This is a genomic window from Nocardia sp. NPDC051756 (assembly GCF_040681495.1).
In the GTDB taxonomy this organism is placed as follows: Bacteria; Actinomycetota; Actinomycetes; order Mycobacteriales; family Mycobacteriaceae; genus Nocardia.
Genome location: NZ_JBFAYV010000005.1, coordinates 1 through 16,039, shown reverse-complemented (window position 1 = coordinate 16,039; position 16,039 = coordinate 1). Strand labels below are relative to the sequence as shown.

11 protein-coding genes and 1 riboswitch are annotated in these 16,039 nt (G+C 66.0%); of the genes, 8 read left to right on the top strand and 3 right to left on the bottom strand.

What is annotated here, in order from left to right:
• Window positions 1–6: 6 nt before the first annotated feature.
• From AB0M22_RS22315 to AB0M22_RS22295, 5 genes are read left to right on the top strand one after another with little or no spacing between them, the layout of a single operon-like run.
• Window positions 7–495, top strand: coding sequence for a YbaB/EbfC family nucleoid-associated protein (locus AB0M22_RS22315; protein ID WP_364729952.1), 489 nt, complete (start codon window positions 7–9; stop codon window positions 493–495).
• A 12-nt stretch (window positions 496–507) separates the two neighbouring features.
• The gene (locus tag AB0M22_RS22310) at window positions 508–5,667 is read left to right on the top strand and encodes a hypothetical protein (RefSeq protein WP_364729949.1); all 5,160 of its coding nucleotides are present in this window, start codon (window positions 508–510) and stop codon (window positions 5,665–5,667) included.
• Window positions 5,660–8,209 (top strand): hypothetical protein, encoded by a 2,550-nt coding sequence (locus AB0M22_RS22305; RefSeq protein ID WP_364729946.1) that lies wholly within the window; start codon window positions 5,660–5,662, stop codon window positions 8,207–8,209. The genes AB0M22_RS22310 and AB0M22_RS22305 overlap by 8 nt, the downstream gene beginning before the upstream one ends.
• Window positions 8,206–9,018: an ESX secretion-associated protein EspG gene (locus tag AB0M22_RS22300; protein ID WP_364729944.1), complete on the top strand. Its 813-nt coding sequence runs from the start codon at window positions 8,206–8,208 to the stop codon at window positions 9,016–9,018. Before AB0M22_RS22305 ends, AB0M22_RS22300 begins: the two co-directional genes overlap by 4 nt.
• A 29-nt stretch (window positions 9,019–9,047) precedes the next feature.
• Complete coding sequence (locus AB0M22_RS22295; protein WP_364729942.1) at window positions 9,048–9,356, top strand: hypothetical protein; 309 nt, start codon at window positions 9,048–9,050, stop codon at window positions 9,354–9,356.
• Between the two features lie 6 nt (window positions 9,357–9,362).
• On the opposite strand, the gene AB0M22_RS22290 is transcribed toward AB0M22_RS22295, so the two are convergent.
• Window positions 9,363–9,785: a MarR family transcriptional regulator gene (locus AB0M22_RS22290; RefSeq protein ID WP_364729939.1), complete on the bottom strand. Its 423-nt coding sequence runs from the start codon at window positions 9,783–9,785 to the stop codon at window positions 9,363–9,365.
• A 126-nt stretch (window positions 9,786–9,911) separates the two neighbouring features.
• Here AB0M22_RS22290 and AB0M22_RS22285 point away from each other — a divergent pair, with 126 nt between their 5' ends.
• Entirely contained in the window at window positions 9,912–11,339 is a 1,428-nt protein-coding gene (locus AB0M22_RS22285; protein WP_364729936.1) for an MFS transporter, read from the top strand.
• A gap of 91 nt (window positions 11,340–11,430) precedes the next feature.
• Window positions 11,431–12,432, top strand: coding sequence for an NADP-dependent oxidoreductase (locus tag AB0M22_RS22280; protein ID WP_364729934.1), 1,002 nt, complete (start codon window positions 11,431–11,433; stop codon window positions 12,430–12,432).
• A 133-nt stretch (window positions 12,433–12,565) separates the two neighbouring features.
• On the opposite strand, the gene AB0M22_RS22275 is transcribed toward AB0M22_RS22280, so the two are convergent.
• Complete coding sequence (locus AB0M22_RS22275) at window positions 12,566–13,567, bottom strand: methylenetetrahydrofolate reductase (RefSeq protein WP_364729931.1); 1,002 nt, start codon at window positions 13,565–13,567, stop codon at window positions 12,566–12,568.
• Between the two features lie 134 nt (window positions 13,568–13,701).
• Window positions 13,702–13,937, bottom strand: a riboswitch (cobalamin riboswitch).
• Window positions 13,938–14,165: 228 nt separating this feature from the next.
• Between AB0M22_RS22275 and AB0M22_RS22270 the strand changes: the two genes are divergently transcribed.
• Window positions 14,166–15,053, top strand: coding sequence for a helix-turn-helix transcriptional regulator (locus tag AB0M22_RS22270; protein ID WP_364729928.1), 888 nt, complete (start codon window positions 14,166–14,168; stop codon window positions 15,051–15,053).
• A 4-nt stretch (window positions 15,054–15,057) separates the two neighbouring features.
• On the opposite strand, the gene AB0M22_RS22265 is transcribed toward AB0M22_RS22270, so the two are convergent.
• On the bottom strand, window positions 15,058–15,771 hold the full coding sequence (locus tag AB0M22_RS22265) for a DUF899 family protein (protein WP_364729926.1): 714 nt from the start codon (window positions 15,769–15,771) through the stop codon (window positions 15,058–15,060).
• Window positions 15,772–16,039 lie beyond the last annotated feature (268 nt).

The following is a 16,039-nucleotide window of genomic DNA, read 5'->3' as shown; positions in this document are numbered from 1 at the left end:
CTGGTGGTGAATGAACGGCTGCGCGCCGACGCCGCGATGATGCTGGAAGCGATGACGGAACAGATGCAGGGTGTGGCGCGGATTCAACGCGACCGGGCCCGGCTCATGGCGACGGTCACCGCGTGCGACAAGCGGATCGCGGTGACGGTCAACGCCGATGGCATTGTGATCGAAACCAGATTCGCCGACGACATCGGCGATCTGTCCTACAGCGAGATCGCCGAGGCGATAACCGAGGCCGTGCAGGGAGCCGCCAAGAAGGTGAGCGAGCAGGGGCGTCTGCTGATGGAGCCGTTGCGGGAGCATAAAGCCCGGTTGCCGCACCTGTCCGAGCTGATCGAGGGGATGCCGGACATCACGTCGATGATGCCGGTACCGCCGGTGGTGTCGACCGCGCCGCCGAATTCCCCTGAGCGCCGCGACGACGCGGACACGGGGTTCGGTGCCGCGCAGCGGCGTGGACGGCGGTCGTTGGTCAGTGACCTCGACGAGTAAGGCCGTTGCGGGATGAGTTTGTATCTGCCGCCGGAGTTGCGTTGGTTGGGGTGGATCGCCGGCAGTGCGTGGCCGGACGGTGACGAGGACAAGATCTGGGCGGTCGCGGCCGCTTATAAGGACGCCGCCGCCGCACTGCGCGCGGGGATCCAGGAGATCGAGAACGCCAAACGCACCGCGGTCGCCGCTTATCCCGAGGGGGCGGGTGGCGAGAAGATCGCCGCGATGTTCGACCAGCTGCTCGTCGGTGATCAGTCGCAGGAAGCGCTGGCGAAGTTCATGGACCAGGTCCACGACGCCGCTTTCGATTTCGGCACGCAGATCGAGGCCGCGAAACTGATGACCATCGTGTCGCTGGTCGCGCTGGGTATCGAGATCTTGTGGGCTTGGCGGTTTCCACCGACCGCGCCCATAGAGCAGGCGGCCGCGGAAGTGGCCACCCAAATCTCGTTGCGCCGCCTGGAAAGACAGTTCCAGGAACGGATTCTGGCGAAGGTGCTCTCGGTGTTCGGCGAGAAGTTCGCCAACCTCAGCAAGAACTGGGTGTTGAAGATCCTGGAGTGGGGCGCCATCACCGGTGCACTGGACGCGTCCGTTCAGGTCGGCCAGATCGCCGCCGGGCACCGCAAGAATTTCAACTGGGAACAGTTCGGTACCTCGGTGGCCGCCGGACTAGGAGCGCCGTTCGGCCGATCAGCGGCCAACTGGGTCAACAAACGCACGACGAGCTTCCTCGGAAACAAGCTCCAGAACCCCTGGGTGCGGGGCGGAAACGGAATGATCGTCGGGGTAGCCTCCAGCCCCGTATTCGGCTTCTTCGGCGGTCTCGGCGCCGCGGTGATCACCGGTGACTGGGCCGGGACATTGGGTAATCCACACGGCTGGGTCGGCGGCGCCACCCAGAGCGGGATGGTGGGCGGTCTGCACGGCCGCTTCGGCGGCAAAGGGCTGCACAGCAACTTCGAGGTCAGCTGGAAGCTGCCGGGAGATGGGTCGGCTAATGTCAAGACCCGCCTTCTCGACGCGAGCGGATCCGTTCCGGAGGGGTCTCGGAATCGGCTCGGCGGCAACGGTTTCGGCGACGAGATCAGCGTGAACCAGCGCACGTCGACCGGGTCGAGCGGTTCGCGGGGTGGTTACGAGTATCTGCGCTCCGAGGAGTCCGCGCATGATCCGTCACGGCCGACGCGTCCGGCTTCCTTCGCCGGAAGCACCCATTCGGACGGACCGCTCACGCCGTCTCTGCGCGGTCTTTCACACTCAGGGCTGGGCAGCGACAGCGGATCGGCTTCGAACCATTCAGGTCGGAGCGAACAGGACCCCGCAGTGACGCGGAGCAACTACGGCGGCAGCCACTCGAGCGGTTCCTCCGTTTCCGGACCGTACGAGAGGCTGTCGAGCAATGGTTCGGAGTCCGGGTCGCGCGAGAGGCTGTTGAGTAACGGTCCGGGGTCCGGATCGCACGAGAGGTGGTCGAGTAACGGTTCGGAGTCCGGATCGCACGAGAGGTGGTCGAGTAACGGTTCGGAGTCCGGATCGCACGACAGGCCGTCGAGTAGCGGCTCGGAATCCGGCTCCCCGGGGAAGGTGGCCGGTGGTGGTCCGGAGTCCGGTTCGAACGACCGGTCGTCGGGTAACGGCTCCTACGCCGGACAAGACGCAAAGCCATCGGGTCATGAGTCCCGATCCGCGCCTGCCGGTGGGGGAGGGCGGTCCGAGACGTCGGCGTCCTCGAATTCCACGGCGAAGAGCGGAGATTCGGCGGACTCGAACGTAGCGCAACCGTCCCGAGGGTCGTCGTCGGCGAATCCGCCTGCCGACGGCCGCGTTTCGGCTGCGACCGGCGGACCGGGTGATCGGTCGCCCGGCGGCCTCGCCGACGGTCGGGGCGGCGGCCCCGCGCGTGCCGTTCCCGACGGGGATGGTTCGGCGCCGATGCAGCGCCCGTCGGCAGCGCAACCGCCGAAAGGCGGCATCCAAGGACCGTCGCGCGGGTTCACGCCGGACTCGAATATTGTTGCGGGCCAATCGCAGCGCGGACCCGCGTCGGTGTCCTCGGTCGGTTCGGGTGAGCAGCGCGGGCCTGCGTCGGTGTCCTCGGTCAACTCGGGCGAAGCACGTTCGTCGGCGAACGCGGACGGCGCCGGACAACAGCCACGGCGATCGGTCGACCCGGGGTCCGGTGCGGTTGCGCCGCGGCCGCGATCCGAAGGGGATCAGTCGCCGGTGCGGGGATCGGTTCCGCCGGAAAAGCATGCGGGCACCGGCGGCCAACGTGGGCCGGAGGGCGTCGAATCGGGTGCCGGCCGGACCTTCGACGGCGACGGAGACCATCCCTATCGGGCACGCAACGACCAGGACGAGGTGGTGATCACCTCACCTGATGGGACCGAGCACCGGGTGGACGAGGACCGCAACATCTTCATCAGTCGTCCGGGCGAGGACACAGTGCTCAGGATCGGGCCGGATCGCTCGGTCGATTTCCTGCCGTTCGCCGGCAACCACACGGTGGCGCAACCTGGTGCACGGTCCGAGTCGGCGCAGGGTACGGCTCGGAACGGGGAATTCAGCTTCGGCCGTGCCGACGGTACGCGGCACACGGTGCTGGGCGACGGCTCGGTGCGCACGACGTCACCGGACGGGTCGACGACGGTGGTCAAGCGCGACGGGAGCGCCGATATCCGTTCGCCGTGGGACGACCGGACGCTGATCCACGCGGATGGCACCGTAGTGGAGTCCGGGACGGACCGGCCGACCGTGATCACCAGCCCGGACGGGACCAAACAGACCATCGAATCCACCAATGCTGCCACCGTCGAGCTCCCCGACGGCACCGCGCATGCGGTGTTCGATGTGACGGTTGTGCAGGGTGGTGGGCGCAGCGAGCACCCCGATCAAACGGTGATCCACTACGACCTGAGCGGCCCCGCGAACAACGCGGCGCACGATCGACCAGACGACCCTGGTCCGGATCGGCCGCGCAAGCTCGGCACCTTCCAGATGGATCGGCCCGACGGCACCGGCTTCGAGTCTTCGCCCAAGGGCATCAAGGTATTCGACGCCGATGGCACCGAATATGCGCGGGGATCGCGCAATTCGGTGCGCGTGACCGCGCCGAACGGGCAGACCGAGTCGCGGCCGATGAACGAGCCGATCGAGTTGTCCAACGGCGCGCGGCTGGAGCGGACACCCGAGGGCTTCCGGGTGGAACACGGAGACGGTTCGGTCTCCGAGATCGGGCCGCGCGGCGCTAGTTTCACCGACGGCGACGGCGTGGTGCGCGGAACACGTTCGAACGGGACGGCTTTCGTCAAACATCCGGACAACACTGTGCGGGAGATCCGCGGTGACGCGGCAATTCGGGTCACCACACCGGAGCAGACCTCCTGGGGCAGTAGGGGTGACGGCACCATCTGGAAGGTCGACGACAAGAACAGGCTGCATGCCTTCGCTCCCGATGGGACCCCGGCCCCGTTGCAGGACCTCGACCCGCGCTCGCTCAGCGGCGCCCACCTGACCGCCAAACTCAAGCCGCATCTCCTGAACGGCGACGACACGCCGATGGACCCGTACCGTGCGCCGATGGCACCCGGTCCCGAAGACTGGATTCCGCAGGAGTACATCGACGACCGACCGCCGCCGACCATCACCATCATCTATGAAGATTCGCCGTATTACGATGCGTCAGAAGGGTATTGGGGTCCGACGTACCTTTGGGGGCCACCGGGCGACTGGCCGCCGTCCGATGCGGAGCAGGGCGACGGGGGTTCCTCCGGTCCTGGTCCGGACGACGGCGACCAGGACATTCCTTGGCCGGAGGATGCCGACCGAAGCAACCGCACAGGTGGTTCGGGCCACGTCGGTGGTGACGGCGATACCGGTGGGCCAGGCGATTCCGAGGACGGCGACTCAGGTGACCGTGGTAGGACCGGTGATCGCAGTGGCTCCGGTGACCGTGGGTCCGGCGACCGTGGGGGGTCCGACGACCGTGCGGGGTCGGGTGACCGTGCTGGGGCCGGCGACCGCGGCAGCTCCGGTGATCGGAGGAGCTTCGGCGACCGAAGCGGCTCCGGCGAGCACGGTGCGTCGGATGACGACCGGCGGCCGTCGCCTCGACCCGAGCCGCCCGCACCGCCGCAACCGGACCCGAACCTGCTGGCGAAGATGCTCGAGAACCTGCAGCAGACGGCCGGGATGGTGCCGCCGCCGGGATCCGGGGAATCGTTCCCTGCATCGGGGGAAGGCGACCCGAGCACAGGTGCGCAAGGTCCGGGCGGGACGTCACCGGACTTCTGGCGTCTGGGTCCGGGTAATGGACTGCCGACGTCACGGGGTGGGTCGGCCGGTGACTCACGCTCGGAGGAATCGACCGGCGCTTCCGCGCGATCTCGGCAATCCCCTGGCGGCGGAAGCGGTTTCGAGAACCGACTCGAACGCACGAAGCATCCCGACGCGCAGACCGGTCCGGGGACGCAAGTCGATCCGAGAACATCCGGACAGCCTGATGCCCCGGGCCGTCCGGGTGCTTCGCAGCATGCGGATACTCAGCAGCCTGACCATCCTGGCGGAACGAAATACGCTGATGGAGAAGGTAACTCGGGATCAACCGAACCTGGCGACCAGGTGAGCGCAGACGACCGTGTTGCTGATCCGGGCGCCGGGTCGAACGCGACGGATGGCACCTCGACCGCAGATCGTTCGGGTGTCAACGGCGCCAGCGGCGATTCGGGCGCGTCTGGTTCCGGCGATGGGCACTCGGCGCCGTTGACCGGAAACCATGCCGAGGACGGGCAACCGTCGGGCACGCCGTCGTCCATGCCAGGGCGAATGCCTGTCTCCGCGCCACCGGACGGGCACAACTCCGCCGCACCAACAGCACCCGCCATGGCGCCCCCCGCGCCCGCGGCCTCGCGAACCGGAACATCGTCCGGCGCTGTTGCCGGTGCCAAGAAGAAAAAACAGTCACGGCGAGAGCGCAAGAAGGACGACGCGCCTCGGAAACTGCCGACATCGGTGTTGCTGCCACCGCCGGACGAGGCGCGCGAGCCGCGCGCCGGAACCGGCGATTCGACCGATGTCCCGTTCACGTTAGGGGCCTCGATCGCCACGGTCGAGCCGGTCATCGAGAAGCGAACTATCACAGAGACCACGAGGAGCACGACGGATGGCTGACGACGGCAAGGGCTCGAAGATCGACGACACGTCCCAGGCCAGTCGCGACGATTGGCACGATTTGCGCGGCAATGCCGACAATGAACAATTGAAGGCCAACACGCTCAAAACCGATCCGCTGGTATTCGCGCTGTGTGCGCAGGCCTGCCACGATATGGTCGGGAAGGCTCAATGGTATCGGGAATTCATCCAATCCGAATCCATGGACAATTTGAAGCAGTTTTCCGATGAAATAGGTGGTCAGGAGCTGACTCGTCGGTTCAATGAGAAGGCCACTGATGTCAGGGAACGATTGGACCTCTTGCGCTGGACCATGGAGGACATGGGGGACACGTTCATCAGGGCATGCAAACAATACTTGTCAGCCGACGAGGTCAGCAAGGCCGGGTTCGACAAGATCGGCGACCTGCAGACTGTCGCACCCATAGGTCCGAACGTGCCCAAACCGGTGAACGGCGACCCGCCCGGCCATGGCGAGCACCCGCCCGTCCCGGAGGCGCCGCCCGGCCCGGACAATGGGAGCCCGATCAAGGTAACGAGCGCCGACGGATGGAGTTTCGACCGATTCCACCAATTCCGGCTGGCTCTGGAAGGCAGCGATCATGTGGCGAATAATGCCGGAGAAAAATACGGTTGGCTGGCTGAAAAACTCAGAACCGATCTCCTGGATCTGAACAGCAAACTCGGCAAGGTAAAAAAGGAGATGTGGAGCGGTCAAGGCGCAGATCGTGCGATGGAGGCGATCAATCGATTTACCGAAGGGTCGCTCAATTTCGCCAAGGCTCTGGACTATCTGAGCGCGGACTTGATTTACTGCTCTAAATGGATTTACGCCATGTATAATGACACGCCTGGGCAGACGGCGGCCTATTCGAATGACTGCAAAGAGTCGGACTGGCTCAAAGGCTATCGCGAGACATACAAGGCCGTTTATGAACCGGGTATCGCCGGCGCGGTGAACGTGATGCCGCAGATTGTCATGACCGGCACCGTTCCTCAGCCGCCCCCCGCGGAAAACAAGAACGGTAATGGCGACGGGAAAGGCGATGGTGACGCGAAGGCGGTGGATCACGATTTCTACCGTCCTGCGAACATGCGCGTGTTGACCGATCAGAACAATCCTGATTATAAGTCGGAGCACCAGCATGGTTCCGACGAGCGCCGGAATGAGGCCAACGGCAACGCGAATAACTCGAGCAATGGCGGTGGAAACAATCAAGGTAGTGGTAACAGTGGTGGTAGTGGCAACAGCGGTGGTGGCGGCAACAGCGGTGGCAGTGGCAACGGCGGTGGCATAGAAAAGAACGGCCCGAACTACAAAGCCGGCTATCAAGACCCCAACAACCAGGGCCTCGGTCAAAACAAGGCCGGTAACAGCGGCAACGGTTCGAGCGGCGGCTCCGGCTCGAATGGTGGAGGTGACGGCAACGGGTCGGGTTACACCGGCTCCAAGGCCCGAGTTCCCGAACCCGAATACGGCGGTGGCTCCGGGCCCGGCAATGGGTCGGGCAACGGGTCAGGTTCGGAAGGCAAGGGTGGCAGTGGTTCGCAGAGTGGTGGTGGTTCGCAGGGTGGCGGCGGTTCGCAGAGTGGTGGCGGAAAAGAGGGTGGCGGCGGTTCGCCGGGCGGCGGCAATCCGAACCCGCCGGGTCAGCAGGGCCCGCTGGGATCACCGCAGGAACTGCTCAACAAGCTGCTGCGCGGCGAGAATCCGCTGAAGAACCTGAGCCCGGAGGCCCTGCGCAAGATCGGCGGAGACCTGCTCGGCGGACTGAGTCCGGAACTGCTGAAGAACATGACCCCGGAGGGTTTGCAGAAGCTCACCTCCGACCTGTTGCAGGGGCTGAGCCCGGACCAGCTGAAGAAGCTCGGCTCGGACATCCTCGGCGGCCTCACCCCGGAAGGGCTGAAGAACCTCGGCCCGGACGTGCTGAAGAATGTCGACCCGGAAATCCTGCGGAACCTGAGCCCGGAAACAATGCGCGCATTGGGCCAGACCATGGCGCAGACGCCGGGCGGCGCCGATCTGATCAAGCTGTTGACCGACGGAATAAACGGGTTCACCAAGACGATCGGCGACGTCGTCAAGAGCGGCACCGAAATGCTGGCCGGTCTGGCGAATACCGGGGCGCTCGGCATTCCGGGCCTCGGCGAATTGCAGCACACGGCATTGCCGATCGACAGCCCGTTCGCGAAGGATCTCGCGGCTGCCGTGCGCAGCGCCGGTGGCGGTGCGGGCATTCCGGGCCCGGGCGGTGGTGCGCCGCACTCGCAGCTCACCGCCCAGACCGCACCGTTCGAGGCATCGAAGTTGTTCCCGCGGGCGGCGATGCAGAACGAAGTCGCGGCCCAGCAGTCCCAGCATCAGATGGTTCAGCCAGGCTCGCAGTCCGGCATGCCGATGGGGCCCGGTCCGGGGCCCGGCGGCGCGCAGGGCGCGGGCGCAGAATACAAGCGGCCCAAGTATCTCGACTCGGAGACACACCTGGATGAGGGCCTCGGGCCGGACATCAAGCGGGTGCGGCCGGTGATCGAGCCGTGACGCTGCAGTGGAAGTTCACCTCGCTCGAATTTCTCGTGCTGTGCGAGCACTATCGCGCCGGCTCGTTGCCGCGGCCGTTGCTGTTCCAGAGCGACGAGGAGGTGATGTCCGACGACTTGGAGCGACGAAAGCGCTTGGTATGGGAGGAGCTGCAGCCCAGGCTGGACAGCTCGTTCGCGGGCATGGTCCATGTCTTGCGCGCCCCCGAACTGTATGTGCTGCTGCAGAGTTGGGACGAGCGGGAAAGAAGAACCAACCGGGACAAGGTGCTCCGTGTGCATGTCGCCCGGGCAGGTGCGCTGGCGTTCGTCTTCGAACAGGTACCAGGGGAACTCACCTTCGATTCACCGATGGTCGTCGTGACCGAATGCGATCCGCGGGCACTGGCCGTCGCGGTGGTGCAGGCGATGCCGGAGGTGGAAGCCGGTCGGCTGCCGGATATTCCGATCGTGACCGACCCGGCCGAGCACATCGCGCCGAGCTGGGGTACCAACTCGGTGTGGGACGACGTCGAGTCCCGGCCGGTGTATCGGACTCAGCGGTTCTTCGAGCAGCGTGCCGATCTGACCGGAGTGATCACGGTCGCGCAGGGCCGATCGAAGTTCGGCCCGCGCGGAATGCACGAGACGACGTTGCTGTGGCGGGACGTGGCCGACGACGGGCGATACGTGATGACGCTGGACGATTCGCCCGTCGCCGTCGCCACCAGCAGGCAGCAGTTGGTCTATCGGATCCACCGGGATATCGAGCACCTGCTGCAGCGCATCGAATCGCACTGGGAGGACGGGCGTCCCGAGGATCGGTTCTGAGTTCGGATCGGGAGAGTCAGGAGATTGTCATGGCGGCAGAACGTCGTATCCAAGTGGACACCGCGCGGTTGCGGCAGGCGGCGGAGCAGATGGACGAGGTCGGTACGGAGACAAAGGAAATCATCACGAACTTGCGGAATACCATTCAGGCGCAGGGGTTTCCGTGGGGTCGAGACGACTACGGCGACAAGTTCGCCAAAGGCGGAAAGGGCTATAGCACTTCCGAGACGAACCTGCTGGCCGGCGGCGACAACATGGCGGATTCGGCGGGCAAGTTCGCCACGGGGATGCGCGACGCCGCGGACACGATGGACAAAATGGACGACCGCGCACGGTAGTCCCACCTAGCGTTTCGGCTCTAGGAGTTCGGCCAGCGTGTCGGTGTCGCGCAGGTAGCGCTCGTAAGGAAAGCCGGCCGCGAGCAAGGCATCACGTAGTTCGTCTTGGAGCGGCTTACCACTGGTGTGGAAGGCGTCGCGGCCGGCTTCGGTGGTGCTGACCAGTCGCCGTCGCCCGTGCTCGGGGTCGGGGTCGACCTGGATGAGTCCGGCTGCTTCCAATGGGCGCAGGGCCCGGCTGATCGCCGGATCGGACACCGACAGCGCCTGTGCCAGCTGGTGCTGGGTCATCGGCCCGCTCTCTTCCACCGTGCCGAGCAGCCGCATCTGGCGGTAACTCAACCCGCCCGAGCTGGTCACCCGCCGCCGTGTGGCCTCGCCGAGCAGGAACACCACGCGATGCAACAAGTCGCCGAGCCCGTCATCCATGGTGCGATCGTACCAGTCTTGTCTGGTTAATATTAACCACGCAACGATCTGCGCTGATCGTTGGGCTTGTGCTGGTCTGCGGAGCGTCGCCCGTGGATCGGTCCGCCATCGCCCTAGCCTGAGGCGATGGCCGTGCTGACTCCGCGCGAACGTCCGAGGCGTTGGTCGCTCGACGACATCGTCGTCACCGATCCGCCGATCATCCGCCGGGCGATCGGCGCGGCGAGCATCGGTAACATCACCGAGTGGTACGACTTCGGCGTCTACGCCTATTTCGAGCCCACGATCAAGGAAGTGTTCTTCTCCCATCTGGGCGACACCGCGGGCACGATCGCCACCTTCGGGCTGTTCGCGGTGGCGTTCCTGGTCCGCCCGTTCGGCGGGATGTTCTTCGGCCCGCTGGCCGACCGGATCGGCCGCAACCGGGTGCTGGCGACCACGATGATCCTGATGGCGCTCGGCACCTTCGCCATCGGCTGCATCCCGGACCAGAACGCGATCGGCATCTGGGCGCCGATGCTGCTGCTGTGCGCGCGGTTGTTGCAGGGCTTCTCCACCGGCGGCGAATACGGCAACGCCATGACCTTCATCGCCGAGTACGCGCCGGACCGGCGGCGCGGATTCCTCGGCAGCTGGCTGGAATTCGGCACGTTCACCGGTTATCTGCTGGGCGCGCTGATCGTCACGCTCGCCGACGCCACCCTGAGCCACGACCAGTTGCTGGCGTGGGGCTGGCGGTTGCCGTTCTTCGTCGCGCTGCCGCTCGGTCTCGTCGGCGTCTACCTGCGCATGCGCCTGGCCGACACCCCGGCCTTCGCCGCGCTGGAGAAGGAATCCGAGGAGCGGGAGAAGTCGAACAAGACCGGCGACGAGGCCAAGATCCTGGCGAAGCTGTGGCCCTACGTCCTGGTCTGCATGGGTCTGGTCGTGGTCTGGAACGTGCCCAACTACATGCTGACCTCCTACATGCCGACCTATATCACCTCGACGGTGCCCGACGCGACCGGCGGCGGGGTGTCCTCGTCGACCTCGCAGTGGTTGCAGATCGGGGTGATGGTCGTTGCGCTGCTGACCATTCCGGTGATCGGGCTGATCTCCGATCGGATCGGCCGCAAGCCGATCATCTGGACCGGCATCGCGGGACTGATCGTGCTCGCGTTCCCGATGGTGCTGCTGGTCCGTACGGACAATGCGTTCGCCGTCTTCGTGGGCCTGCTGATGATGGGACTGACGCTGATCTGCTTCAGCGCGACGATGCCGTCCACCCTGCCGTCGCTGTTCCCGACGAAGGTGCGCGGCGCGGGTCTGTCGGTGGCGTTCAACGTCGCGGTCTCGCTCTTCGCGGGCACCACCTCGGTAGTGGTCGGCGCACTCGTCGGCGTAACCGGCGACTTGAACTGGCCCGCTTACTATTTGATCATCGCCGGCGTAGTGGGCGCGGTATCGGTCTACTTCCTACAGGAACCCAACGGCAGGCACATGTGGGGTTCGGCGCCCGCCGCGCAGTCCGAGGAGGAGGCAGTGGAGTTCGTCGGTGCGCAGAAGCCGTCGTAGGCGGTCTGAATCCTTGCTCTCGCGAAGCTGAATCGCCGGTGTCGTTCGCCACTAGAGTGAGCAGCATTTCACTTTCAGCGAAGGAGCGTGTGTGACGACGACTCAGCAGGTGCGGCTCGCGAAGCGTCCGCAGGGGCTGCCCGATGCGGAGACGTGGAGCGTGGTCAGCGAGGAGCTGCCGGGGGTGGGGGCGGGCGAGATTCTGGTGAAGGTGGAGCTGATCTCGATCGATCCGGCGATGCGTGGCTGGCTCAACGATGTGCGGTCGTATCTTCCGCCGGTCGGGATCGGTGAGGTGATGCGGGCGTTGGATATCGGGACCGTCGTCGAGTCCAGCCATCCTGATTATTCGGTGGGCGAGACGGTCAGCGGCACATTCGGTGTCACCGAGTACGCGATCAGTGATGGCAGCGGCGTGCAGCGGGTCGATCTTTCGGTCGCGTCGGCGGCGACCTGGCTTGGCGCGCTCGGAATCACCGGTATGACAGCCTATTTCGGGTTGATCGATGTCGGAAAGGTGCAGGCGGGGGAGACCGTGCTGATTTCCGCGGCGGCCGGCGCGGTGGGCAGTGTCGCCGGGCAGATCGCAAAGGCGGTGGGCGCCACGGTGATCGGGATCGCGGGCGGTCCGGAGAAGTGCCGGATGCTCACCGAGGAGTTCGGCTTCGACCTGGCGATCGATTACCGCAGCGAGAACGTGCTGCGGCGGCTGCGCGAACTCGCGCCCGGTGGCGTCGACGTGTTCTTCGACAATGTCGGCGGGGAGATACTCGATGCCGCGCTGGCCAACCTGCGCAAGGGCGCGCGGGTCGTGATCAGCGGGGCGATCGCGTCCTACAACGCGGCCAAGCCGCCGCCCGGCCCGTCCCGCTATATGTCGCTGCTGGTCTTCCGGGCGTCCATGACCGGGTTCGTCGTATTCGACTACGCCGACCGCTACGGCGAGGCCATCGCCCAGATCTCGAACTGGCTGGCCGAGGGCAAGATCAAGCCCCGCGAACATATCGTCGAAGGCGGCGTCGCCCAGTTCGGCACAACGCTCGAGATGCTGTTCACCGGTGCGAACACCGGCAAGCTGTTGTTAGCCATCTGAGCACACCTGCCCGCGAATTCGATTGAGCGGCTGGACAACACCGCCACCCTCGATCACCCGCGCGAACGCAGTAACGCGCGGGTGATCGAGCATCAGCGACTCGACCGGGCAGGCCCGTCGACGGGGTGCGGCGTCAGGCGCTGAGCGGCGCGGCGGTGACCGCGTAGCCGAGGTTGGTGAGGACCTCGTTGGTCGCCTTGGCGAAGTTGAGGGTGATGAAGTGCAGGCAGGGGGCGCCTTCGTCGATGAGGTGCTGGGCCATCTCGGTGGCGATCTCGATGCCGGCCGCGCGGACGGCGGCGCGGTTTTCCTCGGGGCCGGTGCCTGCCGCGGTGCGCAGTCGCCGCATGATCGACGCGGGCAGCGCGCGGCCGCTGAGTTCCTCGGCGCGCGCGATGGTGCGCATCGAGGTGATGGGCATCAGCTCCGGGATGATCGGTTTCGCGCCCTGCTCGGCGTCGGTGGCCGCGAGGCGATCGCGCAGGCGCAGATAGTGATCCACCTCGAAGAACATCTGGGTGATCGAATAGTCCGCTCCGGCACGGAGTTTCGCGGCCAGGAACGCGGCGTCGGTGTCCAGGTCGGGGGAGTGGTGGTGCCCCTGCGGGAAGGACGCGACCCCGACGTTGAAGTCGCCGAGATCCCGCACGATCCGCACCAGTTCCTCGGCGTACTCGACACCGTCGGGATGTTTGTGCCACTCGCCGAGCGGATCGCCGGGCGGATCACCCCGCAGCACGAGAATATTGCGGATGCCGCAGTCGGCGTAGGAACCGACCAACGCGCGCAACTCGGCGATGCTGTGCCCGACCGCCGTCAGATGCGCGACCGGCAGCAACGTGGTCTGCTGCGCCAGCTGTCCGGTGATCCGGGCGGTGCGGTCCTTGGTCGAACCACCCGCGCCGTAGGTCATCGAGACGAACGCCGGATGCATGCGCTCGAACTGCCGCACCGTGCGCCACAGCCGCGCCTCGCCTGCGGTGTCGCGCGGCGGATTGAACTCCACCGAGAACGGCACCCGCGGCCCCGAGTGGATGCGCAGGCTCTCGACGACCGAAGGGACGCCGGGGACTGCCGGTGTGATTCGAGCAGGGAGCCCGTGATTCGGACGGTCACGCCCAGGGATGGAATGCATGGATGTACTCCAGGTCAGCGGCCAGTGGCCGCCGCCAATAACGAGCCGGACGCTGAGGAGCCCACGAAGCATCAATCCCGTGCCCGGGTCTACTCGGCGTACGCCCGATCCACGAGGCGACGACCGCCGGATACGGTGTACCCGGCACAATCGGCAGGTCTTCGGACTCATGGGCATCGACCCGGTTTCGGGTCGGCTCCGGCGTTTCGGCCGAGGCTGGTCCTACCGGTCGTCGCTTCCCAGGCGGTACGCCCAGTGCTCAGGACGACGGTCGTTCCCATTCACCGCTGCGGGACAGTCCCGGAGTTGCACCGGGTTCCCTCTCACCGGTCACACGCTGACGCGCGCGACCAGTTCGACGCCATCGTGCGGTCAGGGGCTCCTCGACTCCGCCTCCGGCGAACCAGTTGTACCCGCGAATATAGCGAAGTCCTGGGGGATCACCAAGCAGCGGCGACGGCCGTGGCGCGGTGACGTGTCCTGATTGCGCCACGGGACGCGTTGCGGCGGGCACGATATCATCTGGTGGGCGCGGTGTGGTCCGGGACCGAGACGGGCGCGATACCGCTGATGATTTTCGGGAAGCGGGGTAGAGGTCATGGTCGCAGAACCGGTTCGGATCGACGGGATCGACTCGCGGGTCGCGGAGCGCGGCCCGACCGCGTTGCGCATCGCGGTCGGCGGGCAACTGCGCAAGCTGCGCGAAGCGAAGGGCATCACGCCGGCGGCGGCCGGGGATCACATCCGTGGTTCGCACGCCAAGATCAGTCGGCTCGAACTCGGGCGGACCGGGTACAAGGATCGCGACATCCTGGACCTGCTGACCCTGTACGGCGTCACCGAGCCGGATCAGCGCGAAATGTTCCTGGACTTGGCGCGCAAGGCCAACGAGCCCGGTTGGTGGCATCACTACAACGACCTGCTGCCCCCTTGGTTCGAGACCTACCTCGGCCTGGAGGGCGCCGCGCAGTCGATCAGAACCTTTGAGGGACAACTGGTTCCGGGGTTGTTGCAGACCGAGGACTACACCCACGCGGTCATCGACGTCAGCCATCAGAGCGCGGAGGCGGCGCGACGGGTGGAGCTGCGCGCGAAGCGTCAGGAGATCCTCGAGCTGCCCGGCGGACCGACGTTGTGGGCGGTGCTGGACGAGGCCGTGCTGCACCGGCCGATCGGCGGCAAACACGTGCTGCGCAAGCAGCTCGAGCATCTGGTGGAGGTGTCGTACAAGCCAAGTGTGACGATCCAGGTCCTGCCCTTCTCGGCCGGCGTCCATGCCGCGGCGGGCAGCTCGTTCACCCTGCTCCGCTTCGCCGAGCGCGAACTCCCCGACATCGTCTACCTGGAACAACTGACCAGCGCGTTCTATCTGGACCGCAGCGACGACCTGGAGGTCTACCGCGAGGTGATGGACCAGGTCGCCGTGCAAGCCGAACGACCGGACCAGTCACGCGCCCTGCTGATCGCGGCCGCCGAGCAGCTCTGAGCGGTCAGCCTCGGCGGTCGCGGCCGGCGTAGTGGTTTTCGGCGTACCAGTCGCCTCGGCCTGCGGGGAGTAGGTCGAGGATGTTCCAGACGGGGGAGAGTTGATCGATGCCGCGTTGGGCGTCGTCGAGGAAGTTCGCGGGCAGGGTGTAGTGGTGGCGGACCTGGTCGCCTTCGGGGGTGAAAACGCTGATCATCGGGCGCTGGTCGCCGTTGGGGCGTTCGGCGTTCAGGTCGGCGTTGAAGGTGGTGTCGTGGCTGGAGAGGATGCGCAGGCCGTCCCAGCCGCGGCGCAGTGCCCATCCGCGCAGCTTCGGCAGCGGAGCCTTGGCGATGACGGCGAAGCCGGTGCGCTGGGCCAGGTGGTGGGCGACGCCCTGGAAACCGTCGACCCACAGCGAGCACATCGGGCAGGCTTCGTCGTCGTCCGGATGGAACATCAGGTGGTAGACGACCAGAGTGTCGTGCTGCCCGAACAACTCTCGCAGTCGCGTGGTCCGGATCGGTTCCGGCCGGCCGAGGTCGATCGGGCCCTCGGTGAAGGAGTAGTCGTCGAGGATCAGTCCGGGGGGCACCTGCCGGCGTGCGGCGGCGACCTCCTCGATCTGGTCGCGCAACGTGCGTTCGGCTTTCGCCAGTTCGATCCGGGCCGCGACGTACTCGTCGCTGGCGCCCTTGGGCCACATCGGTTCCATCGCCGCAGCATCCACTTCGCCCATTACGGGTTGTCTCCTTGGTTTCGGATAGCGAACGTGCCCCTGCTCAAGGTAGAGCAACGGGCGCCGAGAGCTCAAGAGAGACACGGAGCAACTGCGCCGTCGGGGTTGCTTCTGCGGTGCGCAGGGTTACTGTATATTTATATATCTATCTGCACCGGGTGGTGAAGGAGCGCGCGATGTTCGAGAGGTTCACCGACCGCGCGAGGCGTGTCGTTGTCCTGGCCCAAGAAGAGGCCCGGATGCTCAACCACAACTACATCGGTACCGA

Excerpts from the sequence above, each read along its gene's own strand:
- AB0M22_RS22310 (WP_364729949.1), top strand. The coding sequence starts at position 508 with ATGAGTTTGTATCTGCCGCCGGAGTTGCGTTGGTTGGGGTGGATCGCC.
- AB0M22_RS22305 (WP_364729946.1), top strand. The coding sequence starts at position 5,660 with ATGGCTGACGACGGCAAGGGCTCGAAGATCGACGACACGTCCCAGGCC.
- AB0M22_RS22295 (WP_364729942.1), top strand. The coding sequence starts at position 9,048 with ATGGCGGCAGAACGTCGTATCCAAGTGGACACCGCGCGGTTGCGGCAG.
- AB0M22_RS22290 (WP_364729939.1), bottom strand. The coding sequence starts at position 9,785 with ATGGATGACGGGCTCGGCGACTTGTTGCATCGCGTGGTGTTCCTGCTC.
- AB0M22_RS22285 (WP_364729936.1), top strand. The coding sequence starts at position 9,912 with ATGGCCGTGCTGACTCCGCGCGAACGTCCGAGGCGTTGGTCGCTCGAC.
- AB0M22_RS22275 (WP_364729931.1), bottom strand. The coding sequence starts at position 13,567 with ATGCATTCCATCCCTGGGCGTGACCGTCCGAATCACGGGCTCCCTGCT.
- AB0M22_RS22270 (WP_364729928.1), top strand. The coding sequence starts at position 14,166 with ATGGTCGCAGAACCGGTTCGGATCGACGGGATCGACTCGCGGGTCGCG.
- AB0M22_RS22265 (WP_364729926.1), bottom strand. The coding sequence starts at position 15,771 with ATGGGCGAAGTGGATGCTGCGGCGATGGAACCGATGTGGCCCAAGGGC.